Origin of the sequence: Devosia sp. CN2-171 (genome assembly GCF_049354815.1) — a bacterium.
In the GTDB taxonomy this organism is placed as follows: Bacteria; Pseudomonadota; Alphaproteobacteria; order Rhizobiales; family Devosiaceae; genus Devosia_A.
In genome coordinates this window covers 1,996,474-2,023,114 of sequence record NZ_CP186479.1, presented here as the reverse complement: position 1 = coordinate 2,023,114, position 26,641 = coordinate 1,996,474, and the positions used below count along the sequence as shown (strand labels likewise).

24 protein-coding genes, 1 tRNA gene and 1 riboswitch are annotated in these 26,641 nt (G+C 63.8%); of the genes, 15 read left to right on the top strand and 10 right to left on the bottom strand.

The window, feature by feature from the left end; all coding sequences use genetic code 11:
• The first annotated feature begins 11 nt into the window (after positions 1-11).
• From pstB to ACOYW5_RS09990, 5 genes are all read left to right on the top strand, one after another.
• The gene (gene pstB / locus ACOYW5_RS10010; protein WP_423069106.1) at positions 12-830 is read left to right on the top strand and encodes a phosphate ABC transporter ATP-binding protein PstB; all 819 of its coding nucleotides are present in this window, start codon (positions 12-14) and stop codon (positions 828-830) included.
• Between the two features lie 109 nt (positions 831-939).
• Positions 940-1,638, top strand: coding sequence for a phosphate signaling complex protein PhoU (gene phoU, locus ACOYW5_RS10005; RefSeq protein WP_423069105.1), 699 nt, complete (start codon positions 940-942; stop codon positions 1,636-1,638).
• A gap of 11 nt (positions 1,639-1,649) precedes the next feature.
• Complete coding sequence (gene phoB, locus ACOYW5_RS10000) at positions 1,650-2,351, top strand: phosphate regulon transcriptional regulator PhoB (RefSeq protein ID WP_423069104.1); 702 nt, start codon at positions 1,650-1,652, stop codon at positions 2,349-2,351.
• A gap of 811 nt (positions 2,352-3,162) precedes the next feature.
• Positions 3,163-4,374, top strand: a complete 1,212-nt coding sequence (locus tag ACOYW5_RS09995) for an efflux RND transporter periplasmic adaptor subunit (protein ID WP_423069103.1) — start codon at positions 3,163-3,165, stop codon at positions 4,372-4,374.
• Between the two features lie 10 nt (positions 4,375-4,384).
• Positions 4,385-6,337, top strand: a complete 1,953-nt coding sequence (locus ACOYW5_RS09990) for a MacB family efflux pump subunit (protein ID WP_423069102.1) — start codon at positions 4,385-4,387, stop codon at positions 6,335-6,337.
• On the opposite strand, the gene ACOYW5_RS09985 is transcribed toward ACOYW5_RS09990, so the two are convergent.
• From ACOYW5_RS09985 to ACOYW5_RS09970, 4 genes are all read right to left on the bottom strand, one after another.
• Positions 6,338-7,039, bottom strand: coding sequence for a methyltransferase family protein (locus ACOYW5_RS09985; protein WP_423069101.1), 702 nt, complete (start codon positions 7,037-7,039; stop codon positions 6,338-6,340).
• A gap of 119 nt (positions 7,040-7,158) precedes the next feature.
• Complete coding sequence (locus ACOYW5_RS09980) at positions 7,159-8,157, bottom strand: Hsp33 family molecular chaperone (RefSeq protein WP_423069100.1); 999 nt, start codon at positions 8,155-8,157, stop codon at positions 7,159-7,161.
• 108 nt (positions 8,158-8,265) lie between these two features.
• Positions 8,266-9,198: an ornithine carbamoyltransferase gene (gene argF, locus ACOYW5_RS09975; protein WP_423069099.1), complete on the bottom strand. Its 933-nt coding sequence runs from the start codon at positions 9,196-9,198 to the stop codon at positions 8,266-8,268.
• Between the two features lie 75 nt (positions 9,199-9,273).
• Positions 9,274-10,461 carry an aspartate aminotransferase family protein gene (locus tag ACOYW5_RS09970; protein WP_423069098.1) on the bottom strand — a complete coding sequence of 396 codons (1,188 nt, stop codon included), beginning with the start codon at positions 10,459-10,461 and terminating at the stop codon, positions 9,274-9,276.
• Positions 10,462-10,866: 405 nt separating this feature from the next.
• On the opposite strand from ACOYW5_RS09970, the gene ACOYW5_RS09965 reads away from it, so the two are divergent.
• Positions 10,867-11,427, top strand: a complete 561-nt coding sequence (locus ACOYW5_RS09965) for a GcrA family cell cycle regulator (RefSeq protein ID WP_423069097.1) — start codon at positions 10,867-10,869, stop codon at positions 11,425-11,427.
• Positions 11,428-11,486: 59 nt separating this feature from the next.
• Positions 11,487-12,047 (top strand): DUF1697 domain-containing protein, encoded by a 561-nt coding sequence (locus ACOYW5_RS09960; protein ID WP_423069096.1) that lies wholly within the window; start codon positions 11,487-11,489, stop codon positions 12,045-12,047.
• Between the two features lie 28 nt (positions 12,048-12,075).
• On the opposite strand, the gene ACOYW5_RS09955 is transcribed toward ACOYW5_RS09960, so the two are convergent.
• From ACOYW5_RS09955 to metZ, 5 genes are all read right to left on the bottom strand, one after another.
• A complete protein-coding gene (locus tag ACOYW5_RS09955; protein WP_423069095.1) occupies positions 12,076-12,471 on the bottom strand; it encodes a hypothetical protein in 396 nt (131 codons plus the stop codon).
• A gap of 13 nt (positions 12,472-12,484) precedes the next feature.
• Positions 12,485-13,159 carry a dienelactone hydrolase family protein gene (locus tag ACOYW5_RS09950; RefSeq protein WP_423069094.1) on the bottom strand — a complete coding sequence of 225 codons (675 nt, stop codon included), beginning with the start codon at positions 13,157-13,159 and terminating at the stop codon, positions 12,485-12,487.
• A gap of 55 nt (positions 13,160-13,214) precedes the next feature.
• On the bottom strand, positions 13,215-14,252 hold the full coding sequence (locus ACOYW5_RS09945; RefSeq protein WP_423069093.1) for an aldo/keto reductase: 1,038 nt from the start codon (positions 14,250-14,252) through the stop codon (positions 13,215-13,217).
• A complete protein-coding gene (locus ACOYW5_RS09940; RefSeq protein WP_423069092.1) occupies positions 14,237-14,878 on the bottom strand; it encodes a ThuA domain-containing protein in 642 nt (213 codons plus the stop codon). The genes ACOYW5_RS09945 and ACOYW5_RS09940 overlap by 16 nt, the downstream gene beginning before the upstream one ends.
• Positions 14,879-14,966: 88 nt before the next feature.
• Entirely contained in the window at positions 14,967-16,175 is a 1,209-nt protein-coding gene (metZ, locus tag ACOYW5_RS09935) for an O-succinylhomoserine sulfhydrylase (RefSeq protein ID WP_423069091.1), read from the bottom strand.
• A gap of 42 nt (positions 16,176-16,217) precedes the next feature.
• Positions 16,218-16,296, bottom strand: a riboswitch (SAM riboswitch).
• 107 nt (positions 16,297-16,403) lie between these two features.
• On the opposite strand from metZ, the gene ACOYW5_RS09930 reads away from it, so the two are divergent.
• The 4 genes from ACOYW5_RS09930 (at position 16,404) to ACOYW5_RS09915 (ending at position 20,181) form a co-directional block, all read left to right on the top strand.
• A complete protein-coding gene (locus ACOYW5_RS09930; RefSeq protein WP_423069090.1) occupies positions 16,404-17,510 on the top strand; it encodes a 2'-deoxycytidine 5'-triphosphate deaminase in 1,107 nt (368 codons plus the stop codon).
• A gap of 138 nt (positions 17,511-17,648) precedes the next feature.
• Complete coding sequence (locus ACOYW5_RS09925) at positions 17,649-18,410, top strand: sulfotransferase family 2 domain-containing protein (protein WP_423069089.1); 762 nt, start codon at positions 17,649-17,651, stop codon at positions 18,408-18,410.
• Between the two features lie 128 nt (positions 18,411-18,538).
• A complete protein-coding gene (locus ACOYW5_RS09920) occupies positions 18,539-19,264 on the top strand; it encodes an FkbM family methyltransferase (RefSeq protein WP_423069088.1) in 726 nt (241 codons plus the stop codon).
• On the top strand, positions 19,261-20,181 hold the full coding sequence (locus ACOYW5_RS09915) for a glycosyltransferase family 2 protein (RefSeq protein WP_423069087.1): 921 nt from the start codon (positions 19,261-19,263) through the stop codon (positions 20,179-20,181). Before ACOYW5_RS09920 ends, ACOYW5_RS09915 begins: the two co-directional genes overlap by 4 nt.
• A 34-nt stretch (positions 20,182-20,215) precedes the next feature.
• Here ACOYW5_RS09915 and ACOYW5_RS09910 read toward each other — a convergent pair whose 3' ends face one another.
• Positions 20,216-22,549 carry an Ig-like domain-containing protein gene (locus tag ACOYW5_RS09910; RefSeq protein WP_423069086.1) on the bottom strand — a complete coding sequence of 778 codons (2,334 nt, stop codon included), beginning with the start codon at positions 22,547-22,549 and terminating at the stop codon, positions 20,216-20,218.
• Between the two features lie 299 nt (positions 22,550-22,848).
• Here ACOYW5_RS09910 and ACOYW5_RS09905 point away from each other — a divergent pair.
• The 4 genes from ACOYW5_RS09905 to ACOYW5_RS09890 all read left to right on the top strand — a co-directional run bounded on the left by ACOYW5_RS09905 (position 22,849) and on the right by ACOYW5_RS09890 (position 26,638).
• Positions 22,849-22,922, top strand: a tRNA-Gly gene (locus ACOYW5_RS09905).
• A 372-nt stretch (positions 22,923-23,294) separates the two neighbouring features.
• The gene (locus ACOYW5_RS09900) at positions 23,295-24,116 is read left to right on the top strand and encodes a cytochrome c oxidase subunit II (protein ID WP_423069085.1); all 822 of its coding nucleotides are present in this window, start codon (positions 23,295-23,297) and stop codon (positions 24,114-24,116) included.
• A 48-nt stretch (positions 24,117-24,164) separates the two neighbouring features.
• The gene (locus ACOYW5_RS09895) at positions 24,165-25,934 is read left to right on the top strand and encodes a cytochrome c oxidase subunit I (protein ID WP_423069084.1); all 1,770 of its coding nucleotides are present in this window, start codon (positions 24,165-24,167) and stop codon (positions 25,932-25,934) included.
• Complete coding sequence (locus ACOYW5_RS09890) at positions 25,931-26,638, top strand: cytochrome c oxidase subunit 3 (RefSeq protein ID WP_423069083.1); 708 nt, start codon at positions 25,931-25,933, stop codon at positions 26,636-26,638. The genes ACOYW5_RS09895 and ACOYW5_RS09890 overlap by 4 nt, the downstream gene beginning before the upstream one ends.
• Positions 26,639-26,641 lie beyond the last annotated feature (3 nt).

The following is a 26,641-nucleotide window of genomic DNA, read 5'->3' as shown; positions in this document are numbered from 1 at the left end:
CCAAATCACGGATGAACCACATGACCACCGAAGCCTTCGCTGCCAGCTCCGCTCCCGCCTCGATCCCCAACGCCCCGCCCAAGATGCGCGGCGAGAAGGTCGGCGTCTTCTACGGCGAGAAGCAGGCCCTGTTCGACGTCGATTTGCAGATCGAGCAGTTCAACGTCACCTCGCTGATCGGCCCCTCGGGCTGCGGCAAGTCGACGTTCCTGCGCTCGCTCAACCGCATGAACGACACCATCGACGGCTGCCGCGTCACCGGCAAGATCAGCCTCGACGACGACGACATCTACGATCCCTCGATCGACGTGGTCGAGCTCCGCGCCCGCGTCGGCATGGTGTTCCAGAAGCCCAATCCGTTCCCGAAGTCGATCTACGAGAACGTCGCCTACGGCCCGCGCATCCACGGCATCGCCCGCAACAAGACCGACATGGATGAGATCGTCCATTCGTCGCTGCGCCGCGCTGGCCTCTGGAACGAGGTCAAGGACCGCCTCCAGGAACCGGGCACCGGCCTTTCCGGCGGCCAGCAGCAGCGCCTCTGCATCGCCCGCGCCATCGCGACGCGTCCCGAAGTGCTGCTGATGGACGAGCCGTGCTCGGCACTCGACCCCATCGCTACCGCCGTCATCGAGGAACTGATCGACGAGCTGCGTGAGAACTTCACCATCGTCATCGTCACCCACTCCATGCAGCAGGCCGCCCGCGTCAGCCAGAAGACCGCGTTCTTCCACCTCGGCAAGCTCATCGAGGAAGGCAAGACCGAGGACATCTTCACCAATCCGCGCAACAAGCAGACGCAGGACTACATCACCGGCCGTATCGGCTGACGTCAGGAGCGCTTGCAGGTTTCCGGTTCGGAAGCGCGACCACATATTAACTCGGAGCCATTCGGCGGCTCCCGGCCGGCGAACGGCTCCAGACAAGGACTCGACCACCATGGCGACCACGCTGAACGAGCATATCGTCACCTCCTACGAGGACGAACTGACCAACCTGAACACCGCCATCTCCGAGATGGGCGGCATGGTCGAGCAGGCGATCACCGAAGGCGCCGGCGCGCTGCTGAAGCTGGATCACAAGCAGGCCCAGGATGTCCGCCTCTTCGACAAGAAGATCGACGACATGCAGCAGCGCATCAATGATGCAGCCGTTTCGATCATCGCCCGCCGCCAGCCCATGGCCGCGGACCTGCGCATGGTGGTGACGGCCATCCAAGTGGCCAACGATCTCGAGCGCACCGGCGACATGGCCAAGCAGTTGGCCAAGCGCGCCCTGCAGATCGAGTCGCTCAGCCTCGCGCCGAAATTCTACAACGGCGTCAAGCACATGAAGGAGCTGGTCGCCCGCCAGCTGCAGACCGCTCTCGATGCCTACCTCACCCGCGACAGCAAGGCCGCGGTGGATGTCTGCTCGCGCGACGACGAAGTCGACGCCATCTACAACTCGCTGTTCCGCGAACTCCTCACTTATATGATGGAAGACCCGCGCAACATCACGCAGTGCACCCACCTGCTCTTCTGTGCCAAGAGCCTCGAGCGCGTCGGCGACCACGCGACCAACATCGCCGAAGCCGCCTACTATCTCGAGACCGGCCGGCACCTCGGTGCCGAAGAACAGCAGCGTCAGCCCCGCTAGGATAGACCGAGATGAGCGCAACCATCCTGATCGTCGAAGACGAAGACGATGTCGCCGTGCTGCTGCGCTACAACCTCGAAGCCGAGGGCTTTCGCGTCGCCACCGCCGCATCGGGTGACGAAGCCGTTGAGCGCATCCGCGACGGCGTGCCGGACCTGATCCTGCTCGATTGGATGCTGCCTGGCCTCAGCGGCATCGAACTCTGCCGCCGCTGGCGCGCCCGCGAGGAAACCGCCCGCACCCCGATCATCATGATCACCGCGCGCGGCGAGGAAGAAGAACGCGTCCGTGGCCTCGCCACCGGCGCCGACGACTATGTGGTCAAGCCTTTCTCGATCCCCGAGCTGCTCGCCCGCATCAACGCTCTGCTCCGCCGCTCGAGCCCGCAGCTCGTCACCGCCGTGCTCAAGGCCGGCGACCTCGAGCTCGATCGCACCAGCCATCGCGTCCGTCGCGGCGGCCGCGAAGTGCACCTGGGCCCGACCGAGTACCGCCTGCTCGAGTACCTGATGCGCCACCCGGGCCGGGTCTACTCGCGCGAGCAACTGCTCGACGGCGTCTGGGGCAACGACGTCTATGTCGACGAACGCACCGTCGACGTCCATGTCGGGCGCCTCCGCAAGGCCATCAACCGCCACCGCGACGCCGACCCCATCCGCACCGTCCGCGGCGCCGGCTACGCGTTCGACGAGCGGTTTGCAGCACTGAGCTGAGGGACGGCGCGTCGGGTGCCCTCTCCGCCGTGGCGGCCCTGCCGGCCTAAAGTCGCTCCGCTGGAGCGATCTTGCCTTCGGCTCGACTCGAAGCCCATCAAAGAAGCATCAGTCAGGTCTCCCTCCCCCTTGTGGGGAGGGTAGCGCAGCTCGGCGAAGCCGTAGCGAAGCTGGGGTGGTGGTGAGCCGCACGCACCGCCCTCACGATTCTTATCCTCCCAGCTCCAATCCGTGCGATTCTCTCCCTCGTCCGCTGCACCGAAGCGAGATCATGACGAGTGGTTGGTGCGGTGGAGATTGGGTGATGGTGGAGTCGTTCGCCATCAGGCCGAAAGCACGACGGCATGATCCGGTTCGCCGGGGACGCCGCTAGCACGCGGGAGCCGTCCGATGCGGGATGGCTCGAAGGGACAAGGCTGCCACGCATGAGGCAGCCGCAGAGGCGGGACGGTATCCGGTGGATTCCGGCCGTTTGCAGCCGGCAGGTTCCTCGCGATGCGGCACGGGATGCGCCCGAGCCATCGTGCCATACGCCCAAAACCCCGATCGGCCGGCGAGGCGTGAGCCTCACTTACATTGCGGACTACCCGCGAGGGGCAAACGCCTCGCCGGCACGTCGCTTCATCTCTCGAAGGGAGATGCGTTCTATGAAAACTCCGACGCCTCTGGCGGTCGGACGTATCAGCACGCCCTCCGTTTCCCAACGTTTCCAGCCTGTCCAAGATTTCACCCAGCTTACCAAGCTCTAAGGCGACATCGCTGCCGGCCGTTCTTATGTGTGAGGCGGGCGAATGGGCATTGAGGTGACGTGATGAAGCGCTGGATAAAGTGGATTGTGCTGGTTGTGCTGCTGGGTGGTGCCGCAGCGGGCTGGCTGGTTTATGGCGCGCCCGCCAAGGACGAAGTACCGCGCACGACTCCCGTGGCGCGTGGCGATGTCGAGGAGACCGTGCTCGCCACCGGCACGATCGAAGCGAGCTCGCTGGTCAGCGTCGGTGCCGAGGTCTCCGGCCGCATCAAGATGCTGAACGTCCAGCTCGGCGACGACGTGAAATCCGGTGATGTTATCGCCGAGATCGATTCTCTCAACCAGGAAAACGCGGTCAAGGCCGCCCAGGCCTCGCTCGCCAATATCGAGGCGCAGAAGGGCGTCAAGGCGGCCAGCCTCGCCCAGGCCAAGGTTGCCCTGACGCGTGCCGAAAAGCTCAATCCGGACAAGCTCGTCTCCGACGCCGACTTCCAGGCCGCCCAGCTTGCCGTAGAGACCGCCGAAGGCGACCTCAAGGCCATCGACGCGCAGATCCAGCAGGCACAACTGAGCGTCGAGTCGGCGCAACTGGACCTCGACCGCACGAAGATCGTCGCCCCTTCGGACGGCACCATTGTCGCCGTCTCGGTGGAGGTCGGCCAGTCGGTCAATGCCTCCAATTCCTCCCCGACCATCGTCAAGATCGCCAACCTCGACAAGATGGTGGTGAAGGCCGAGATCTCGGAGGCCGACGTGCCGCGCGTCCAGCCGGGCCAGAAGGTGTATTTCACCATCCTCGGCGACCCCGACACCCGCATCGACGCCACGCTGCGGGCTATCGAGCCGGCCCCCGAATCCATCGCCGATGACTCAACCAGTTCGAGCACATCGACGGCCATCTACTATAACGGCCTGTTCGACGTGGATAACCCGGACCACAAGCTGCGCATCTCGATGACCGCACAGGTCACCATCGTGCTGCAAGACGCCACCAACGTCCTGACCATCCCGGCCTCGCTGCTGAGCCCCAGAATGCGCGACGGCAGCTACATCGTACCTGTCTGGGACCAGACCGCCGAGAAGGTCGAACCGCGCAAGGTTTCGGTCGGCCTCAACAACAAGGTCACCGCCGAGATCACCTCCGGCCTCGACGAAGGCGACCTCGTCGTCACCACCGCAGCGACCACCGCCATTCGCCCGACGGGCGCGGCCCGCCAGGGCGGACCGCAGAACGTCCTCGCCGGCGCCGGCCCGCCGATGATGATGATCCGCTGAGGTTCCGGCTATGACCGAACCGCTTATCTCCATCAAGAAGCTCCGGCGCGAATTCCCGGCCGGCGGCGAGAGCATCACCGTACTCCGGGACATCGACCTCAGCATCGAGGCCGGCGAGATGGTTGCGATCATGGGCCAGTCCGGCTCGGGCAAGTCGACGCTGATGAACGTTCTCGGCTGCCTCGACAACGGCTGGACCGGTGAATACCACCTCGCCGGCCGCGATGTCGCGAAGCTCGCGCCGGACGAAATGGCCGAACTGCGCCGCGAGCATTTCGGCTTCATCTTCCAGCGCTACCAGTTGCTGCCCGATCTCGACGCGCTCGAAAATGTCGAAGTCCCCGCCATTTATGCCGGAGCCAAGCGGACCGAGCGGCGCGAGCGCGCGCATCGCCTGCTCGATCGGCTCGGGCTGGCCGACCGCCTGACGCACCATCCGAACGCCCTTTCCGGCGGCCAGCAGCAGCGCGTCAGCGTGGCGCGCGCGCTGGTCAACGGCGGCAACGTCATCCTCGCCGACGAGCCGACCGGCGCGCTCGACTCCCGCAGCGGCAAGGAACTGCTCGGCCTGCTCAAGGAGCTGCACGCCGAAGGCCATACGATCATCATTGTCACCCACGACGCCGCAATCGCCGCGCAGACCGAGCGCATCGTCGAGATCAGCGACGGCGTCATTATCGCCGACCGGCGCAATGAAGGCGCGTCAGCACCGGCGCGTAAAGCACCAGTGGAGATCAAGCGGGTGCCGCGCTGGCGCGAGGCGCTCGATCGCGGCTTGGAAGCGCTGCAGATGGCGGTGCGCGCGCTGTCGAGCCATCGCCTCCGCACCTTCCTCACCATGCTCGGCATCATCATCGGCATCGCCTCAGTGGTGTCGGTCGTCGCATTGGGGCAGGGAAGCCAACAGACCGTGCTCGATCGCATCAGTTCGATCGGCACCAACACCATCAATGTCCTGCCCGGCGCCAGCGCGGCCGACCGGCGCCGCGATGCCATCCGCACGCTTGTGCCCGCCGATGCCGCCGCCATCGCGGCGGAGGACTATGCCGACAGCGTCACGCCGCAGGTCTCGAGCAATGGCGCGGTGCGCTATCGCAGCGTCTCCGCCAATGCCCAGATCCAGGGCGTCGGCTCGGACTACTTCCGTGTCAACAACCGCTCCTTCGTCGACGGCACGAACTTCGATGCCGACAGCGTCAGCGAGCTCGCGCAGGAGGCGGTCATCGACACCACGGCCCGCGACACGCTCTTCACCGATGGCGAAGAGGCGGTGGGGCAGGTCGTGCTCGTCGGCAATGTCCCGCTCCGGATTATCGGCGTCGTCGAAGCGAGCACCAACAATTTCGGTCCGCAGTCGAACGCAATCAGCATCTGGATGCCCTACACCACGGCTATGTCGCGCATCCTCGGCCAGAGCTGGCTCTCGACCATCACCGTGCGCGTCGCCGACAGCGCCGATGTGACCGAGGCTCAGGCCAAGATCGAAGCTCTCCTGATCCAGCGCCACGGTACAGTCGATTTCAGCCTCCAGAACACCGACACCATCCGCGAAACCATCCAGTCGACCTCTCAGACTCTCTCACTGCTGATCTCGGCCATCGCCGTGATCTCGCTGGTGGTCGGCGGCATCGGGGTGATGAACATCATGCTGGTGTCGGTGCGCGAACGGACCCGCGAGATCGGCGTCCGCATGGCCGTCGGTGCCCGTCAGGGCGATATCCTGCAGCAGTTCCTGATCGAAGCGGTGCTGGTCTGCCTGATAGGCGGCACCATCGGCGTGCTGCTCTCGCTCGGCATCGGCTTCGGCGTCGAGAATCTGGTGAGCGGCATGACCTTCATCTACTCGCCCACGACGATCATCGCCGCCTTCATCGCCTCGACAGTCATCGGTGTCGCCTTCGGCTTCATGCCCGCGCGTTCGGCGGCCCGGCTCGATCCCGTTGTGGCACTGGCGAGCGAGTGATCACCAGACGCCCGGCACCCAGCGGAAGCGGACCTTGCGCATGTACTCGGCATAGCCCGGCAGTTCCTCGCTGAGCGTCTGTTCCTCGGCCAGGGTGCGGAGCGCCAGGGCGACGATGCAAATGAGCGCCGGGATCACCGCAACAGCCGAGCCAAGCGCGAGCGCGGTGCCGATTCCAAGGGCGGCCCCGCCGACATAGCCGGGGTGCCGAACCATCGCATAGGGGCCGCTCTCGACGACCTTATGCCCGCGATCGGTCTGGATGCGAATGGTGAGTTCGAAATGCCGATTCACGCCCTGCGCCCACGCCGTCAGCCAGAAGCCGCCAAGGAACACCAGGTACCCCAACCAGATAATCCCCACCGGCAGTTGCCACCACGAAAACCGAAAATCGAGCCCGGCCACGGGCAGGATCGCCGCCATCGAAGTCAACGTCACCGCGACGAAGGCCAAATCCCAAGGCTTCGTCCCCGCTTGCGGCTTTCGCCTCACGACGAACAGCTCGGGGTCGACCCGCCATATATAGACCATCGCAACCACACAGGCGGCCACGAACAAGGCGAGATACAGCCACGCTTGCGTCCAGCCCAGCTTTCCCGCGGGCCACAACAGCAGCAGCGCCATGACGATAAGGGTGCCAGCAAGCGAACCGAGCGACCTGAATTCGTCCGCGCCGAAGCTATGATGGGTCGTGTCAGCCATGGCGACCTTCCCTGGAAGAGCTTCGATTTTACTCCCGCGGACCCGTCGATGTCACGTCAATGCTGTGACCTGCCAAGCATGAAAAAGGGCCCGAACCTTGCGGTTGGGCCTCTTCTTCCTCAGTGCTGGTGCGACGGGTGGTCGTCGAACTCGTGCGGCTTGAAGTGGTAGTCAGCGGAACAGAACTCGCACACCACCTCGATCTCACCGTCGATCACCATGTCCTCGCGCTCTTCGGGCGAGAAGTTGTCGCGCAGCATCGCTTCGATGCGCTCGGCCGAGCAGGTGCAGCGCTCTTCGAGCGCGATCGGCTCGAACACCCGCACGCCCGGCTCGTTGAACAGCCGGAACAGCAGGCGCTCGGCGCTGAGGTCCGGGTCGGCGAGCTCGTCGTCGGCGACGGTTGAGAGGTACGCCCGCGTCGTCGTCCACTTGTCGTCTTCGACGAAGTCGGGGTCGGCAGTCTCGGGGTTGTCGAAATTGCCGTCGCCCGGCAGATCCGGCATCACCGACTGGCCGTGCGGCGGCAGGAACTGCACCAAGGCGCCACCGGCCCGCCAATGCGGGCCCGCCGTGCCGCGCACCGAATGCTGGGCGACCGCCAGCCGGACCAGCGTCGGGATCTGCTCGGACTGCTGGAAGTAGGTGTGCGCCACGTCTTCGAGCGTGCCGCCATCGAGCGCGACGATACCCTGATAGCGCTCCATGTGCGTGCCTTGGTCGACGGTCATGGCGAGGTGGCCCTTGCCGAGCAGTTGCGCCGGTGAGGTCTCGCCGCGCTGGATCGCCTGCATCACCGCATCGGCGTCGAAGCGCGCGTAGCCGCGCAGGCCATCGGGCGCATCGAGATCGACGACGATCAGATTCACCGGCCCGTCGGTCTGCGTCTGCAGAATGAACCGGCCCTCGAACTTCAGCGACGAGCCGATCAGCGCGGCAAGCACCACGGCTTCGCCGAGCAGGCGCGCGACCGGCTCGGGATAGTTGTGGCGGTTGAGAATATTGTCGAGCGCAGCGCCGAGCCGGACCACGCGGCCGCGGCTGTCGAGCCGGTCGAGGGTGAAGGGCACCACGACATCATCGCCCGATTCCGGACGATCGAGGCCGTAGGTGCTCATGTCAGTCTGCGTCATCATCCAAACCCGATCTCGCGGAGCAACACCGCTCCTCCTTGGGGACCGGGTTCCGCGCCTTACATCATAGTGCGCATCAGATTGGCAGAACGGCTAGATGTTCTGCCGGTCCTGGCCCAGGGCCCAGCACAGGATCGCCTTCTGGGCGTGAAGCCGGTTTTCGGCTTCATCAAAGACCACCGATTGCGGCCCGTCTATGACCTCGTCGGTCACCTCGTCGCCGCGATGGGCCGGCAGGCAGTGCATAAACAGCGCGTCCTTGTCGGCAAGTCCCATCAGATGGGGGTTCACCTGGTAAGGTTTCAAGGCCCTGCGGCGCTCAGCAGCATCGGTGTCGCCCATCGACACCCAAGTGTCGGTGATGATGAGGTTCGCGTCCTTCACCGCCTCCTCGGGATCCTCGATCAGGCGGACCAACGGGCCTGCCTTCCTGATGTCGGCGAGGAGGTCCTTTTCCGGCGCGTATTCCTCCGGCACGGCGATGGTCAGTTCGGCCCCGAACAGTTCGGCAGCGTTCACCCAGCTGGCCAGCACATTGTTGCTGTCGCCGACCCAGGCGACCTTGGCGCCCTTGATGTTGCCGCGGTGCTCTTCGAAGGTCATCACGTCCGCCATAACCTGGCAGGGATGGGCGCGGCGGGTGAGGCCGTTGATCACCGGCACCGTCGCCGCTTCGGCGAGATCGAGCAGATCCTGATGGGTCAGGATGCGGATCATGATTGCGTCGACATAACGCGACATGACGCGAGCCGTGTCGGCCAGCGTCTCTTCGCGGCTGAGCTGCATTTCCTGGCCGGTAAGAAAGATGGTCTCGCCGCCGAGTTGTCGCATGCCGACATCGAAGCTGACGCGGGTGCGGGTCGACTGGCGCTCGAAGATCATCGCCAGCACCTTGTCCTTGAGAAGCTGCGGGCGATCACCCTTCTTGAGGCGGTCCTTGAGTTCGACAGCCTGGCTCAGCATGCCGCGCAGCGTTACGGCGTCGAAATCATCGAGATTGAGAAAGTGGCGAGGGGTAGCGGTCATCGGACCTCTCCTTTGCGAAACGCGCCAGGCGGGAGCTGCTGTCTCCCGCCCTTCAGCTCGCGTTCGTGTAATTGGTCAGGCGGTGGCCTTTTCGGCTTCGATCTCTTCGAAGACGGCGGCAAGCTTTCCCATCGCCTCTTCGATATCGGCTTCGGTGACGACGAGCGGTGGCAACAGCCGGAGCACGTTCTCGTTGGCGGTCATCGCCAGGAGGTGCTGCTCGTCGCGAAGTTTTGCGGCCACGTCGCGCACCGGCGTTGCAATGCGGATGCCGGCGAGGAGGCCCTTGCCACGCAGCTCCAGCACCTGGTCCGGGAAGCGCTGCGCCAGCTGCTGCAGGTGCCATTTCAGCCGCTGGCCCATGCGGTCGACTTCATCGAAGAAGCCCGGCGCCAGCATGCGGTCGAGCACGGCGTTGCCCATGGCACAGGCCAGCGGATTGCCGCCATAAGTCGAGCCATGCGTGCCCGGGACCATCGACTTCGCCACCTCGCCCTTGGCGAGGCAGGCGCCGAGCGGGAAGCCCGCGCCGATGCCCTTGGCGACGGCCATGATGTCGGGCTCGATCCCGGTCCATTCATGGGCGAAGAATTTGCCGGTCCGGCCATAGCCGCACTGCACTTCGTCGAGGATGAGCAGGATGCCGTGCTTGTCGCAGAGCGCCCGCAACCCGCGCATGTAGTCGCCCGTCATCTCGGTGCAGCCGCCCTCGCCCTGTACGGGCTCGATCAGGATGGCGGCGGTCTGCGGCGTGATCGCTGCCTTGACCGCCTCGAGATCGTTCGGGTCGAGGTGCTTGAAGCCGGCGAGCGGGGGGCCGAAGCCTTCGAGATAGTGCTCGTTGCCCGATGCCGCGATCATGCCCATCGTCCGGCCGTGGAAAGAGCCGGTGAAGGCGATGATCTCGTAGCGCTCGGGCTGGCCCTTGGCCCAGAAATAGTGCCGGGCGGTCTTGACCGCGCATTCCACCGCCTCGGTGCCCGAGTTGGTGAAAAAGCACGCGTCGGCGAAGGTGTTCTCGACCAGCCGCTGCCCCAACCGCTCCTGCTCGGGGATGGTGAAGGTGTTGGCCGTGTGCCAGACCTTCTCGGCCGCTGCCTTCAGCGCCGCCACCATATGCGGGTCGCCATGGCCGAGCGCGTTCACTGCGACGCCAGCGTGGAAATCGAGGTACTCGGTGCCGTCCTGCGCGAACAATCGCACGCCCTCGCCCCGCTCGAAAGCGAGGTTGGACCGGGCATACGTGCCGTACAGCGCAGACATTTTCGCACCTTTCAGGGTTCGTGGACGGGACTGTTGCAAAAGCCCCACAGAAACCAAAAACGCGCTGCGGTTGAGCGGCGCGTTCCGGGGCTTTCCGTATGCCCTTGTGGAGTAATTAAGTCAACGGAAACGGCCCTGGCAGGGGGCAAGTGACTGATTTGACTCAGGCTTTGCCGGGTGTCTGACGGCTGCCTGAATCCCGCCGCGTTTTCCCCGTGTAAAACCTCCCCGACTCTTGCACCGGATTCCGCGACCCGTGTAGTATCAAGGCGTTGGGACACGATATCTCGTGTGGCGGACCCATCAGACCTACGACGCGTAGTAGCGTATCAGGCTGTTGTCTCGGCAACGGCACGGTCAAGGAGTCCGTCCACGCCTAAATGGCGGTTAGGAGCATTTGATTTGATGGGCTGGACTGAAGAACGCGTCGAGCTGCTCAAGAAACTATGGCTTGAGGGGCTGAGCGCCAGTCAGATCGCGGGCGTTCTGGGTGAAGGCGTCACCCGCAATGCGGTGATTGGCAAAGTACATCGCCTCAAGCTCTCCGGCCGCGCCAAGCCTGCGACGTCCGCTCCGCGCGTTCGCACGGCCCCGCGGCCGGCGCCCCGTCGCATGTCGTCGCCGGCCAGCACCTCGCGTTCGAGTGGGCTCGGCTCGGTGATGAAGACTCGCAACACCATGAGTTCGGGCGGCGGTGGCGGCGCCATCCAGGGCGCCACGGCGCTCAAGATGGACGAGGAATTCGCGGTCGAGATGGTGATGGCGCCCCAGGCGCAGGAGCTGTTCATCCCGGTCGAGCAGCGGCTGACCCTGCTGCAGCTCAGCGAACACACCTGCAAGTGGCCGATCGGCGACCCGCTGACCCCCGATTTCTACTTCTGCGGCCAGCACTCGGATGACGGCAAGCCCTACTGCGATTTCCATAGCCGCCGCGCCTACCACCAGGTGGACAAGAAGCGCCGCTGAGACAGCGTCAGGAATAACGAGGCCGGGAGAGATCCCGGCCTTTTGTTTTGGAGGAGGCAATGTCGGCCAAGACCACCTATCTCGCCCTGTTGCGTGGCATCAATGTCGGCGGCAAGAACAAGGTGCCAATGGCGGGGCTGAAGAAGCTGCTCGAGGAAATGGGCCTCGAGGACGTCAAGACTTACATCCAGAGCGGCAACGTCATCTTCCGTTCGGCACTGGCGGCGAGGACCATCGGCCGCAAGATCGAGGAGGCGCTGACCTCGACCTTCAAGCTCGATGACGAGCTGATCAAAGTGCTGGTCCTGAGCCGCGATACGCTGAAGGCGGTCGTCGACAAGCGCCCGAAGGGGTTTGGCGACGAGCCCGGCAAGTACCATAGCGACGCGATCTTCCTGATCGGGATCGATCGCGACGAGGCCTTCGCCGTGTTCAAGCCGCGCGATGGCGTCGACAACGTCTGGCCGGGCGAGGGGGTGATCTACTCCCAGCGTCTCAGCGCCGAGCGCACCAAGAGCCGGCTCGGCAAGATCGTGGCATCGCCGCTCTATAAGTCGATGACCATCCGCAGCTGGCAGACGACGCAGAAGCTGATGCAGCTGATGGACGAGGGCGAGTAGCTCGGAGATTGGGCTTGCGGCCAAGGCACTACTGCCCTCGCAATGCCCTCACCGCCTCCTCCAGTACCTCGTGCACATCATGCCGAGCGTCGGCCGTCACGATCCGCACCCGCTGCACGCTGTGCTGGTTGTAGAGGCTGACCATGAAATCCTCGACGCTGAGCTTGCCGTATTCAGCGAGCGGCACCTCCACCGCCTCGGTGACCAGTTCCGCCCGGCCGGCGACCAGCTCCAAGACCAGCGCCAGCGCGGGGTTGGCAGCAGCTAGCTCGGCGCGGAACGCCAGCACATCCCCCGCCGGCTCGTTGCGTGCCGCAAACAGCCGGTCGGCATAGGCGTCGATCAGATAGGCCGCCAGCATCGCCTTCTTGCGCGACAGCATGGCCTGCCGCGCCTCGGCGATCGCCTCTTCGAGATAGGCCAAATGCCGACCGAGCTCAGCCGAGGTGCTTATGGAAGAACTCCAGCGAGCGGGCCGAGGCCTTGGTGCATGAGGCTTCGTCGAACTTCTCCGGACGGTCGCTGTTACAGAAGCCGTGGTCGCCATTGTAGACGTAGATGTTGGCCCCGGGGTGTCTCGCCTTCAGCTGCTCGACCTGCTCCAGTGGGATGCCCTGGTCTTTGTCGCCGAAATGCATCTCGATCGGAATGCGCGGGTCCAGCTCGATGTAATTCGGCACGCCGCCGCCGTAATAGCCCGACGCCGCACAGAGTCCGCTCGCCCGGCTCGCCGCGATCCAGCTCACGCGACCGCCGAAGCAATAGCCGGTAATGCCGACCTTGCCGCCCTCCGCGGCTGATTTCACCGCGGCTTCGACATCCAGCATGGCGTTGTCCATCGAGAACGACTTCATCAGCTCGCCGACGATGGGGAAGTGATCGGGACCGTAATTCTCGCTCTCGAACCCCGGCTGCATGCGGTCGAACATGGACGGTGCGATGGTGAGGTAGCCGTGCTTGGCCCAGCGGTCCGCGACGCTGCGGATCCAGTTATTGAGGCCCCACACTTCCTGGATCAGTACAACGCCACCCCGCACCTTACCCTCGGGCCGGGCGCGATAGGCGTTGAGTTCGAAGCCGTCCGAGGCGGTGAGTTTGAAGCGTTCGCCCATGATGCAGTCTCCTGATGACGTGTTTTGTGCCCCGGCTCGGCGGCCAGTGCTGCAGTTAGATGAGGGCGGGCGTCGCCGGCGGTGGCGCCTTGGGATGGAGGAGGCCCGCTGCCTTGAGGTCGCGCCACAGCGCGTCGGGGATGGCCTCGTGATAGCCGGCAAGGTTGTCGGCGAACTCGGCGGGGTTGGAAAAGCCCGGGATGATCGAGGTCACCGCCGGGTGGCCGAGCGGGAGGTTGAGCGCGGCGCGGATCAGCGTCGTGCCGTGCTTGTCGGTCAGTTCCTTGATCCGCCGGGTTTTCTCGATCATCTCGTCGCTGGCCTGCGCATAGTCGTACATCGCCGTAGGGATCGGCCCGGTGGCGAGGATGCCGCTATTGAGCGGCGCGCCGGCGACGATGGAGACCCGTTCCCGCAGGATGCGCGGGAACAGCGTGTCGATCACCCCTTGGTCGAGCAGCGTGTAGCGGTTGGCGAGGAGGAACACGTCGAACTGCGCGTGGTTCATTAGCTCGTCGATGATCTGCCATTCGTTCACACCCGCGCCAATGGCCCTTACCGCGCCGGACCTGCGCAGCTCCTCGATGGCCTTGAGGCCGCCATTGAGCAGCTGCCGCATGGCTTTGGCGTGGTTCTTCTTCTGGCTGAAGGCCCCGATATCGTGGAGGAACAGGATGTCGATGCGCTCGAGCCCAAGCCTCTGCAGCGAATTCTCGTGGCTCCGCATCACGCCGCGATAGGTGAAGTCGAACTGCGGCCGGAACGGCATGGCGCGCGGGTTCTCGTGCTTCTCCATCGCCCAGGCGCGGTCCGGCACGAGGAGTCGCCCGACCTTGCTCGAGAGCACATACTCGTCGCGCGGCTTGTCGCGCAGGAAGTCGCCGATACGCCGCTCGGAAAGGCCGGAGCCATAGAACGGGGCCGTGTCGAAATAGCGGATGCCGGCGTCCCAGACGGACTGCAGCAGCTTCTGCGCCGCCGCATCGGACGGCGCGCGCTTCAGGTCGCCGATCGGCGCACCGCCAAAGCCGATCCGACTGATTTCAAGGCCGGTCGCGCCGATTGCGCGCTTTGGAATCAACGCGCCGCCCACAGCAGCCCCCGCTTCAGGATCGTCATAATCTCAGGCTTCTCCAGTTCCGCCGGCTTATGGCCAAGCGCCGTATAGAATACCCGGCCGTTGCCATAGGCCGACTTGTAGACCACGGGCATCTCGGCGCCCTTCTTCCAGAAGGCGTGCTCGCCGCTGAACGTGGTGGTGGCCAGCACCTGCACGGTGGGGTCGACATGCATGTAATACTGCTCCGACGTATGCTCGAAGCTCCCGATCCCCGCCATGATCGGATCGTCCGTCACCTTGGGATCGACCCGGTAGGTGATGATGTCACCCGGATGGGTGGCAAAGGTGCAGCCACCGAGAAATCGCATGCGCGCGTTGCCCGGAAACGTCGTGGCGAGTGCGTGGTGGAAACCAGCAAGGCCGGTGCCCGCTTCGATGGCTGCACAGAAGCGGATGGAGTTCTCGCGATCGAGTTCTCCACCGGTGATCTGCGGCACGATCAGGTCGAAGCTCCCGACGTCTTCGGCCCCAAGCGCCGTGTAGTCATCCGTCACCGTGACGCCAAATCCCGCCTCCTCGAGGATCTCGCGCACGACATGAGCGCCCTTCTCGGGCTCGTGCAATTCGAGCCCGCCCCACACGACCAATGCTGTCTTCATTATCTCCGTCCCTGCCGAGAACCGGCTGGGACGGAGTTCAACAAAAGCCGGACGAGGGGGCAAGTCTCAATTGGGCGGAGAGCGCCCGCTAAACCTGGCTCAGCGCGTAGTCCAGATCCTTGATCAGGTCGTCCGCGTCCTCGAGCCCGATCGAGATGCGGAGCAGCCCCGGGGTGATGCCCGCCTCGAGCCGGACCTCCTCGGTAAAGCGCGCGTGCGTGGTAGTCCCCGGGTGCGTGATCAGCGACTTGGCATCGCCGAGATTGTTCGAGATCAGGATCACCGCCAGCGAGTCCGACAGCCTGAACGCCGCGTCGCGCCCGCCCTTCACCTCCAGCGCCACCAGCGTCGAACCGCTCGTCATCTGCCGCTTCGCCAACTCGTATTGCGGGTGCGAGGGGTGGAACGGGTAGGAGATGCGCTCGATCTTTGGATGGTCGGCTAGGAAGTCGGCAACCTTGGCCGCGCTCTCGGTCATCGCCTTGACGCGGATCGGCAGCGTTTCGACGCCCTTGAGCATGATCCAGGCGTTGAACGGCGACAGCGACGGGCCGGTCTGGCGAAGCAGCGTGTGCACATCGCCGTCGATCAGCTCCTTCGAACCGAGCACGATGCCGCCCAGCGCGCGGCCCTGGCCGTCGATATGCTTGGTGGCCGAGTAGGTGACGAGATCGGCACCCAGTTGCAAGGGCTTCTGCAGCATGGCCGTGGCGAACACATTGTCGACGATCAGCTTGGCGCCATGCGCCCTCGCGATCCTGGCCACGGCCGCGATATCGACCAGCTCAAGCGTCGGATTGGTCGGCGTCTCGATGAACACCACCTTGGTATTTTCGCGCATGGCGCGGGCAAAATTCTCGGGATCGCGACCATCGACCAGCGTCGAGCTGACGCCGAAGCGCGGCATCAGGTCTTCGACGACATAACGACAGCCACCGAACAGCGCCCGCGCCGCGACGATATGGTCGCCCGCCCGCACCTGGCTCATCACCGCATTGGTGACCGCCGACATGCCGGTGGCGAAAGCGCGCGCCGCCTCGGCGCCCTCCAAGAGAGCCATGCGATTCTGGAACATTTCCATCGTCGGGTTGGCGAAGCGCGAGTAGTTGTGCGCGCCAGGAATCTTGTTGAGGAACAGGTCCTCGGCATATTGCGAGCTCGGGTACGAATAGCCCGAGTTCATGAAGATGGCTTCACTCGTTTCGTTGAACTCGCTGCGCCTTGTCCCGCCATGGACCAGCTGCGTCGCCGCTGAGAGCTTTTTGGGATCGTTCAGCGGATTGTTCGACTTCGACATGGCATCCTCGAAAACAACAAAAAAACCGGCACGCGTGTTGGCGGCCGGCTCCAAAGGGTCCCTTTAGCGACTTGTTTTAGGTGGCTGCAATCAGACCGGCCAAATCACCACCATGCGCCCTGCGTCACCGCAACAGCGCACAACGGGGATATACGACCCAAGCCGTCTTGGCGTCAACGGCCGAGGTTGCTAGGGACAGTAGGATTGACTGCGGCATCAGGGGCGTAAGTGCAGAGCGAACTTTGGGCCACGGGCGTCTTCCCCGCCCGCTTCATCGAGCGTCTGGCAGCGGCCGGCGGGATCGTCACCGATCGGCCCTTCGATGTCGACCAGGTGCAACCTGCGAGCCTCGACCTGCGGCTCGCCCGCGTCGCCTACCGCATCCGCTCGAGCTTCCTGCCCGGCCCCGAGCATACGGTGGCCGACCGGATCGAGACCCTGACGCTGCACGAACTCGATCTGACCAATGGTGCGGTGCTCGAGCGCGGCTGCGTCTATCTCGTGCCGCTGCTGGAGAGCCTCGATCTGCCCGACAACATCTCGGCCAGCGCCAATCCCAAGAGCTCAACCGGTCGGTTGGACGTTTTTACCCGCGTCATCGGCGATCACGCCCGCGGCTTCGATTCCCTGCCGCAGGGCTATAGTGGGCCGCTCTATCTCGAGATCAGCCCCCGCACATTCCCGGTGCGTGTGCGTATGGGCTCGCGCCTCAGCCAGATGCGCTTCCGTGTTGGTGATAGCCGGCTGAGTGTCCACGAACACCGGACGCTGCACAATATCGAGACGCTGGTGTTCGACGCCAATGCCGAAGTGGGCGAGGGCGTGCTCCTCTCGATCGACCTCAAGGGCGAGGACCGTGGCGGCCTCATCGGCTTCCGCTCGAAACGGCACACCCCGGTCATCGACATGGACATTAAGGACAACCTCGATGTGCTCGATTACTGGGAGCCGCTGATCAATCGCGGCGCCGAGTTCATCCTCGATCCCGACGAGTTCTACATCCTGGTCTCGCGGGAGAGCGTCCACGTACCACCGGCCTATGCGGCCGAGATGGTGCCGTTCGATCCGCTGGTTGGCGAATTCCGTGTCCACTATGCCGGCTTCTTCGACCCCGGCTTCGGCCACTCCGCCGCCGGCGGCACCGGCAGCCGCGCCGTACTCGAAGTCCGCAGCCGCGAGGTGCCGTTCCTCCTGGGCCACGGCCAGACCATCGGCCGGCTGATCTACGAGCGGCTATCGGAAGCGCCCGACCGGCTCTATGGCACCGGCGTCGGCTCCAACTACCAGGCGCAGACGCTGAAGCTGAGCAAACACTTCAAGCCGTTCTCGCTCTAGCGAACAGACGTTCTCGATCGGCGGCGTGGCTGCCTGGGTCGAGGAGTCGACTTTGGTATGTGAAGAAACTATGACTGAAGCCGTAGCGCTTGTTCGCACAATATTCTTCTTTGTCCATAGATGGAGTAGAAATATCTCGTGATCCTGAGCCGTCGGCACAAGTTCATTTTCCTCCATTGTCGGAAGACTGCGGGCAGTTCGATGACGGTGGCTCTGGCCAAGCTACTTGGCGACGACGATGTCCAGATCGGTTGCGTCATCGACGGTGTGGAGGCCGGCGTGCGGCCGCCTAAGTCGGTTGTGCAGGGCGCGATCACATCGCCCCACGTCGTCCCCGGGGTCTACCTCGTTAGCAAGCTGTCATTCTGGCATTACGTCAATGCTTGGAGCAAGCACCGGTATCGTCGCCAGTTCGGCAACAAGGCCACGCATGCGACGGCCACTCAGGTGAAGGCCGCATTCCCGAGGGAGTGGCAGGAGTACACCACCTTCTGCGCCATCCGGAACCCGTGGGACAAGACGGTATCGGACTACTATTGGCGCACCAAGGCGCGGCCGGGCAGCCCCAGTTTTGCCCAGTATGTCGCCGCGCTTGAGAATGGCGACCGGCTCAATGGCATCGTGCCTGAACCCCATTCGAACTGGGGCATCTACACGATCGACGACGAAGTCGCAGTTGACCGGCTGATCAAGTACGAAACGCTGAACGACGACATGAACAATCTCATGAGCGAGCTTGGCGTCCAGTGGGACGGTTGGGTCCCGCACGCCAAGAAACAGTACAAGACGGCGGCCAAGCGTCCAGCTGACTACCGCGTGATGTACACCGATCGCGAGGTCGAGACCGTCGGCCGTCTCTACACCAAGGAAATCAGGCTTGGCGGGTACAGCTTCGAGTGAGCGGCGGTCGACACCACAGCGCGCCGATCAAGCCGAAGTCCCTTTGGGCCGAGCGGCTCTACCTCGAACTCCTGAAACCGTTCTCGCCGCCGGCACGGGCGCGGTCACGCGAACCTCTGTTCCTACGAATGCTGATCGAGGGGCTCGGCAACGGGTCGACGCTTCTGGAGGTTGGCTCCAGCGACGGTTGCGAGGCCGTCGAGGCGTTGCGCGCTGGCGCGGCCACGCGCGTCATTGTCGCCGAGCCCGATCGGAACAACATTGCTGCGGCTCGCGAGGCACTCCGACGGGCGAGACTACCTGATGAGGCCGTGACCTTCGTGAACTGCGGGATCGCCGACACCTCTGGCCCCCGTACGTTCTACTTTCACCCGACGCACTCGAACCTGAACACGGCGCTCGTGCCGCCGGCGGGTGCCCGTTCCGAGGCACTGGACTTTTTTAGCCCCAAGGATTTCGTTACCCAGCAACGGATCGTCCCTCCGATGCTGATCAAGATGGATATTGAAGGCTACGAGGTCGATGTGCTTGGGGCGGCCTCGGACCTGTTGCTGGCAACCCCGGCCGTGAGCATCCTCACAGAGTTGCACCCGGAGCGTTACTCGAGCGAGCGCTCGATGGAGAGAGTGCTCGAAAAGCTGTTTGCGCATGGTTACGTCGCCCGGCTGATCGAGTCGGCGGGCGAGCAACGTCCGGCCGAGTTCTCTGACGCCGGCCTCGTTCCCTACCTGACATCGGGAACACGGGGCCTCTATCGCGATGTCCCTCCGGAATTCGCTCTCCCTTTCTGTTCCCGGTTGCATGGCCCGGCGCGACGTAAGATTGTGCGCTCGGTATTGTTGACCCGAAGATGACTGAAGTTCCAGCTCCCGCTTTCTCCATCTGTATCCCGACCTACAACCGCTCCGGACTTCTGGCCGGCGTGTTCGAGAATCTGGGGGCTCTGCGGGGCCCGGCATTCGAACTCGTGCTCGTGAATGACGGCTCGCCCGATGATACGGTCGCGGTCATCGAGCGGCTGTCGGCCGAGGCATCCTTTCCGGTTCGAGCTGTTCACATCCCCCACGGCGGTCTGGGGCCGGCGCTGAACGCTGCCTTCGACCACGCCGCCGGCGAGTTCATCATCATCATGGACGATGACGACCTGATCCGCCCCGACTGCCTGGAAGTGGCCCTGGATGCCTGGCAGGCCATACCCGCCAATCAGCGCGACCAGTACTGGGGCATCTGCGGATTGTGCGAGTACGAGGATGGTATTTTAGTCGGCAAACGTTTCCCTGACGACCTGCTCGACACCGACTACTTCACCATGCGGATGGTGCGAAATGTCCGTGGTGACAAGAAAGAGGTACTCCGCCGCTCGGCGCTCGGCGACTTCCGCTTCGAGGTGATCGAGCCAGAACGGCGCGCGATCAAGAATATGCTGTGGTTCGGACTGGCACGCACCTACCGGACCCGCTTCGTGAACACCGTTTTTATGTGTAAGGGCCGGCGTCCGGACGGCATCACGGCGAACGGCCGCCGTCAAAAGGTCGACAGTCCCAACCTTACAGCCAAGTACAACCTGAGCCTGTTGCAGTGGTTCCCGCAGGCGCCGTTGTGGCTTCGCTTCCGATTCGCCGTCGACTTCCTGCGTTACCGCCGGCACGCTGGCGAGCCGATCGAATCAGCCCGCAACCAGCTGCCGGCCTGGCTCGCATTGGCTGCCGCCCCGTTCGCGCGCTTGGCTGTACGCCGCGATCTCAAGAGACTCGGACGACCAACGGCTTGATCACTGCCCCTCGTCTGTAGGCATCTCGCGGCCGTCAGGCGATGATGAGGAAGTCGGCCGCCGTCAGTGCCAGGCTCTTGGACAGCGTCGAGATCTGCAGCTGCGCCACGCCGCCAACTCCATCCGGGTCGTAGTAGAGGGCGCCGGTCATGGAATTGTAGATGAGCCGGTCGGTTGCGTCGGCTGCGGCCGTGCCCTTGAAGAAGCTCGAGACGTCGAGATTGCCGAGCGAGAGCGCGGCGAACACGGACTTGCTGAGCGCGATCGTATCGTCAGTAACGTTGAAGTCTGAGATCCTGTCGATGTTGGTGCTGCCCAGCGCGGTGTCGAACACGAATGTATCCTTGCCGCTGCCCCCCGAAAGAGTATCGATTCCCAGCTTGCCGTTGAGCGTATCGTTACCGCTCGATCCGGACAGCACGTTTGCACCACCATTGCCGGTGAGGACGTTCGCCAAAGAGTTGCCCGTGCCGTTTATGCTGCTGCTGCCGGTGAGGGTGAGATTCTCGATGTTCGAGCCCAGGGTGAAGCTGACGCTGCTCTTGACCGTGTCGGTCCCTTCGCCGCTGAGCTCGGTGACCCTGTCCTCGGAGTTGTCGACGACATAGGTATCGTTGCCGGAACCGCCGCTCATGCTGTCCCTGCCGGTCCCGCCATCGAGCGTGTCGTTCCCGGCCAGACCCTTCAGCGTATCATTGCCGCCGAGACCGTTGATCGTATCGGCGCCGCTGGTCCCGTTCAGCGTGTTGGACGAGGACGTGCCGTTGATGGTGGTTGTGGTCGGCGACGGGGCGGCGACCGTCGTGAAGTTGAACGTGGTGGAACTGGAGAGGCCGGCGAAATAATTGGAGGCCGCATCGCGGAACGTGGCGCCGTCGATGGTCACGTAATACGACTGACCTTGCGCCAGATCGGCCGTTGGGTTGATCGTGACGGTGCCACCCGAAATCGAGACCTGCGATGCGTCGGCGGCGGCAATGGCGGCGACAATGACGCCGGCGGCCGTGCGAATGACGATCGAGCCGGTGCCCGCGACCACGGTTTCGTTGAACCTGAGCACGAGGTTGGCGTTCACGGCGACCGAGGACGCGTTATCTGCGGGCGTCGTCGAGGTGAGCGTCGGGGCCGTGGTGTCGGTCGTGCCGCCTGTCGACCCCATCAGGGACGCAGCGGTATAGGTGCCGTCGAGGAACGTGAAGTACTCGACGCCGGAGACCGTATCGAGGCCAAGGGTGCTGCTCAGCAGGAACGTCATTGCCGAGGCGTCGTAGGTGACGACGCAATCGACATAGTTCACCGCGAGCACACAGTAGTCGATGCCGTTGCCGCCGTAGATCGTGTCGTTGCCCGCCGCGCCGGTCAGCGTATCGGCGCCGTCATTGCCCCAGAGCGTATTATTGGCCTGGTTGCCGACTATGGTGTCGTTGCCGCTGCCGCCCTTGGCGTTCTCGATCAGCGAGGCCGTGTTGCCGCCATAGAGGTAGGCATTGGCGATGTTCCCGCGCGCAAACTCCCCCGGATAAAAGGATTGGCCGAGATCGGCCAGTTGCGCCGTGCTGGTCGTGGTCCAGCCACCGGGGCTCAGGTCGACAATAAGGTTCGTTGTGTAGTTCGAGAAATCGTACGTATCGATGCCGTCGCCATCCCACAGGGTCATGAAGATCTTGTTGGCGGTGCTGGCGCCCTTACCGACGCCGTTGACGAACATCTCGCCCGTCGTCGCACTCCACGTATAGGTCGTGTTGCCGGCATTGGTGCTGTAGTTGGCGCCGTAGAGGTACTGCAGCGCCGCTATGTCGTCGAGCATCAGCGTCGTGGGATAGCTGCCCGGCTTGACCGTGTAGCCGGTCAGCGGCGCGCCCGCGAACGAGCGATAGGTCATCACCGAGTACTCGAGCGAATCGTGGTCGGTAGGCAGAGCGGCAAGTCCGTCCTGACCATGATCGAGGCCGAGCGCATGGCCGATCTCGTGAATGAAGGTCAAGTACGAATAGGTGCCCTTGAGCGGGTTTTCATAGCTCGTGTGATTGAGCCAGACGTCGCCGCCCTGCACGACACTGGTCGGCATGTAGGCATAGGCCGTTCCGGCATTGTCTTCCTCGCCAAAACGCAGCGTGCCGTGGACCGTGGCGCTCTCGGTGACCTCGGTAAAGTTGAGCCCGGTATAGGACTCGATCATGTCGAGGATCGCCCGCACCGCCGTCTGCTGCGCGCTGTTCATCGGCTCGAAGCCGGTCTTGCTGTAGCCGTACTGCGACAGCAGCGTCGGGAAGCTGAAGGTGAGGTTGGGATCGGCCCATTTGCTGTTCGACAGCAGTCCGTCGATGTCCGGATTACCCGTCAGGCCTACGCTGGTAGTACTCGGCACGATATCCCCCAAATGCCCTGCACAGCCTGCACCTTGGCATTGCTGCGCGTTCAGCTTCGCATCTGGAACTTAAAGAACGACTAGGAAATACATCGAGTTGTATGGATCGGGCGCATGGTCGGCGTCACCCGCTCCGCTGTTTGGCGTCATCTGCGGTGTCGCCGATGGAGGGGATTCCACCTGTCGGCCGGTAGGTCGCAGCCCTCCGGCCGCCGCCGCGCATGAGCTTCTTTTCAACCGCCTGCTCAGACATCGCGCCGCTTGACGCCCGCCGCGCACTCCGGCAAAACCACCCCGTCGCGGGTGTAGCTCAATGGTAGAGCAGAAGCTTCCCAAGCTTACGACGAGGGTTCGATTCCCTTCACCCGCTCCAATCCCATAGTGATTCTTCGAGTAGCTGCCGCGCCGGGCATAGGTCGGCGGCGGCACCTCCGCGGCCCGATATGACGTCCCGGGGCAAGATGGTCAGCTATGTTGTCATGTAATTCTCTGTCGTGCGGGCATTGGTCGCAGTTGACATCAAATGCTACGCGGCCGAATACTTCCACCTAAGTGCCGGTGCCTTAAGCAAATATGGCTCCGATTCTTTCGGTTCAGAAACCGACAGGGCGATGTTTGCTCCTTGGCGATGCCTGACGCATGGCTGAAGACAGATCGAAACGCTGCCAGCCAACCATGTGCCATGCCCCGCCATCGGGGTGACCGACGTTTCGTCTCGAGCCCCAGGCGGGCAGGGAGCGATGAAATGGTCGTGGCCGTCGTCTTTGTGTTGATCGTCATCGGCTCGGTGGTGTTCCACTTCCTGAGCCCCTGGTGGTGGACGCCGATCGCCTCCAACTGGGGCTATATCGACAACACCATCCTGATCACCTTCTGGATCACCGGCGCCGTCTTCGCCGCCGTAGTGCTGTTCGCCGCCTATTGCCTGTGGAAGTTCCGTCATCGCGAGGGGCACAAGGCGGATTACGAGCCGGAGAACAAGCGGCTCGAGAACTGGCTGATGGGCATCACGGCAGTAGGCGTGGCCGCCATGCTGGCGCCGGGGCTGTTCGTCTGGAACCAGTTCATCAATGTGCCGGCTGAGGCGACCGAGGCCGAAGTGCTCGGCCAGCAATGGCAATGGGCCTTCCGCCTGCCCGGTGCCGACGGCAAGCTCGGTTTGAGCGACACCAAACTGGTCGCTGCGGATAATCCCTACGGCATCCACCCCGACGATCCGAACGGCCGTGACGACGTGCTGATCGAGGCCGACTACCTGCATCTGCCGATCGACAAGCCAGTGAAGGTGCTGCTGCGCTCGACCGATGTGCTGCACGATTTCTACGTCGCCGAGTTCCGCGCCAAGATGGACATCATTCCCGGCTCGGTGACCTATTTCTGGTTCACCCCGACCCGTACCGGCCAGTTCGAAGTGCTCTGCGCCGAGCTCTGCGGCACCGGTCATCCCTACATGCGCGGCGGTGTCGTGGTCGACACGCAGGAAGACTACGACGCCTGGCTCGCGGGCCAATCCACCTACGCCCAGCTCTACGCACCGGAGGTACTCGAGACGGCCCAGTTGCAATAGGACCGCCACTTCCGGCGCGACCTCACATCAGTGCGAGGAGGCACTCTGATGGTCGACGCCACCCACGACGGGCACGATGCCCACGTCGAGTTTCCGGATGCCGAGCTCTATCATCCGACGAGCTGGTGGACGAAGTACGTCTTCTCGCAGGACGCCAAGGTCATCGCCATCCAGTATGCCGGTACGGCGCTGGCCATCGGCTTCGTGGCGCTGGTGCTCAGCTGGCTGATGCGGATGCAGCTGGCTTTCCCCGGCTTCCTCGAGTTCATCGACGCCAATGCCTACTACCAGTTCATCACCGTGCACGGCATGGTGATGGTGATCTACCTGATCACTGCGCTGTTCCTTGGCGGCTTCGGCAACTACCTGATCCCGCTGATGCTCGGCGCCCGGGACATGGTGTTCCCGTACGTCAACATGCTGAGCTACTGGACGTATCTGCTCGCCGTGCTGCTGCTGGTCGCGAGCTTCTTCGCGCCGGGCGGGCCGACCGGCGCGGGGTGGACCCTCTATCCACCGCAGGCGATAATGGCCAATACGCCGGGGCAGGAAGCCGGCATTGTCCTGATGCTGCTGTCGCTGATCGTCTTCGTCATCGGCTTCACCATGGGCGGACTCAATTACATCGTCACCGTGCTGCAGGGCCGGACGCGCGGCATGACACTGATGCGCATGCCGCTGACGGTCTGGGGCATTTTCGTTGCCACTGTCATGGCCATGCTGGCCTTCCCGGCGCTGTTCGTCGCCTGCGTGATGATGCTGCTCGACAAGCTGCTGGGCACCAGCTTCTTCATGCCGGCGCTGGTCGAGATGGGGGAGCAGCTCGCCCATAGCGGCGGCAGCCCGATCCTCTTCCAGCACCTCTTCTGGTTCTTCGGTCATCCCGAGGTCTACATCGTCGCGCTGCCGGCCTTCGGCATCGTCTCGGACCTGATCTCGACCCATGCGCGCAAGAACATCTTCGGCTACCGCATGATGGTCTGGGCCATCGTCATCATCGGCGCGCTGAGCTTCGTCGTCTGGGCCCACCACATGTATGTGAGCGGCATGAACCCCTGGTTCGGGTTCTTCTTCGCGACGACGACGCTGATCATCGCGGTGCCCACCGCCATCAAGGTCTACAACTGGGTGTTGACGCTATGGCGCGGCGACATCCACTTCACCCTGCCCATGCTGTTCGCGCTCGGCTTCCTCGTCACCTTCGTCAATGGCGGGTTGACCGGGCTGTTCCTCGGCAATGTCGTGGTCGATGTGCCGCTGTCCGACACCATGTTCGTCGTCGCCCATTTCCACATGGTGATGGGCGTCGCCCCGATCCTCGTGATCTTCGGCGCCATCTACCACTGGTACCCCAAGATCACCGGCCGGATGATGGACCAGACGATGGGGCTGATCCACTACTGGGTCACCTTCGTCGGCGCCTACCTGATCTTCTTCCCCATGCACTACCTCGGCATCATGGGCGTGCCGCGGCGCTATTTCGAATCCGGCGACATCTCGTTCCAGCCGCCGTCGGCCCATGACCTCAACATCTTCATCACGGTCTGTGCGCTGATCGTCGGGGCGGCGCAGATCCTGTTCGTCATCAATCTCCTCTGGTCGATCCGCTACGGCAAACCCGCCGGAGGCAACCCGTGGAAGGCGACGACGCTCGAGTGGCAGACGCCGGAGACGCCGCCGGCGCACGGCAATTTCGGGCGTGAACTGCCGGTCGTCTATCGCTGGGCCTATGATTACAGCGTGCCGGGCGCAGCCGACGACTTCATCCCGCAGAACCAGCCGGGACCAGTGCCGGCCCACCATGAGGGCAGCAAGTGAGCGTCGTCGTGATGTTCTTCGCCATCCTCGCGGCGCTCGCCGGGTGGTGGTTGGCGCGCCAGCGGCTGTTCGCCAAGCCGTGGCTCGAACAGGGTGTGATCGACGACGGCGTGCCCGAGTTCCGTCTGTCGCATGATCCGGCCAAGCGGGTCGGGCTGGGCTTCCTGCTTGCCGTCATCGGTTCGCTGTTCATGCTGGTGATCGGCGCCTGGTTCATGCGGCGCGACCTCGGCGACTGGCAGCCCGTGCCCATTCCCGGGATACTCTGGATCAATACCGGCGCACTGGTCCTGAGCAGCCTCGTGCTCGAATGGACCCAACGCGCGGTCCGGCGCGACAGCATCGGCGCAGTTCGCACCGGCCTCGCGATCGCCGCGGTTTTCGCGCTCGCCTTCATCGGCGGCCAGCTCTTCGCCTGGCAGCAGCTGGCGGCGTCGGGTTTCGTCGTCGCCGGCAACCCCGCCAACAGCTTCTTCTATCTCGTTACCGGGCTCCATGGCCTCCACATCCTGGGTGGCCTCGTTGCACTGGGCTGGGCAGCGATCAAGGCCAGTCGGGCCACCGACACCCGCACTGTCCGTCTCAATGTTGAGCTGTGCGCCACCTACTGGCTGTTCATGTTGTTCGTCTGGGTGGTGCTGTTCAGCCTGATCGCCGGCTGGGCCGGTCGATTTGTCGATTTCTGTATGGAACTGTTGAGCTAACCG

What these genes read in the sequence shown, in the direction of transcription:
- metZ (WP_423069091.1), bottom strand. Translation starts at nt 16,175, where the DNA reads ATGTCGAAGTCGAACAATCCGCTGAACGATCCCAAAAAGCTCTCAGCG.
- ACOYW5_RS09995 (WP_423069103.1), top strand. Translation starts at nt 3,163, where the DNA reads ATGAAGCGCTGGATAAAGTGGATTGTGCTGGTTGTGCTGCTGGGTGGT.
- ACOYW5_RS09970 (WP_423069098.1), bottom strand. Translation starts at nt 10,461, where the DNA reads ATGTCTGCGCTGTACGGCACGTATGCCCGGTCCAACCTCGCTTTCGAG.
- ACOYW5_RS09915 (WP_423069087.1), top strand. Translation starts at nt 19,261, where the DNA reads ATGACTGAAGTTCCAGCTCCCGCTTTCTCCATCTGTATCCCGACCTAC.
- ACOYW5_RS09940 (WP_423069092.1), bottom strand. Translation starts at nt 14,878, where the DNA reads ATGAAGACAGCATTGGTCGTGTGGGGCGGGCTCGAATTGCACGAGCCC.
- ACOYW5_RS09895 (WP_423069084.1), top strand. Translation starts at nt 24,165, where the DNA reads ATGGTCGACGCCACCCACGACGGGCACGATGCCCACGTCGAGTTTCCG.
- argF (WP_423069099.1), bottom strand. Translation starts at nt 9,198, where the DNA reads ATGACCGCTACCCCTCGCCACTTTCTCAATCTCGATGATTTCGACGCC.
- pstB (WP_423069106.1), top strand. Translation starts at nt 12, where the DNA reads ATGAACCACATGACCACCGAAGCCTTCGCTGCCAGCTCCGCTCCCGCC.
- ACOYW5_RS09920 (WP_423069088.1), top strand. Translation starts at nt 18,539, where the DNA reads ATGCTGATCGAGGGGCTCGGCAACGGGTCGACGCTTCTGGAGGTTGGC.
- ACOYW5_RS09950 (WP_423069094.1), bottom strand. Translation starts at nt 13,159, where the DNA reads ATGGGCGAACGCTTCAAACTCACCGCCTCGGACGGCTTCGAACTCAAC.
- ACOYW5_RS09960 (WP_423069096.1), top strand. Translation starts at nt 11,487, where the DNA reads ATGTCGGCCAAGACCACCTATCTCGCCCTGTTGCGTGGCATCAATGTC.
- ACOYW5_RS09965 (WP_423069097.1), top strand. Translation starts at nt 10,867, where the DNA reads ATGGGCTGGACTGAAGAACGCGTCGAGCTGCTCAAGAAACTATGGCTT.
- ACOYW5_RS09980 (WP_423069100.1), bottom strand. Translation starts at nt 8,157, where the DNA reads ATGAGCACCTACGGCCTCGATCGTCCGGAATCGGGCGATGATGTCGTG.
- ACOYW5_RS09990 (WP_423069102.1), top strand. Translation starts at nt 4,385, where the DNA reads ATGACCGAACCGCTTATCTCCATCAAGAAGCTCCGGCGCGAATTCCCG.
- ACOYW5_RS09900 (WP_423069085.1), top strand. Translation starts at nt 23,295, where the DNA reads ATGGTCGTGGCCGTCGTCTTTGTGTTGATCGTCATCGGCTCGGTGGTG.
- phoU (WP_423069105.1), top strand. Translation starts at nt 940, where the DNA reads ATGGCGACCACGCTGAACGAGCATATCGTCACCTCCTACGAGGACGAA.
- phoB (WP_423069104.1), top strand. Translation starts at nt 1,650, where the DNA reads ATGAGCGCAACCATCCTGATCGTCGAAGACGAAGACGATGTCGCCGTG.
- ACOYW5_RS09985 (WP_423069101.1), bottom strand. Translation starts at nt 7,039, where the DNA reads ATGGCTGACACGACCCATCATAGCTTCGGCGCGGACGAATTCAGGTCG.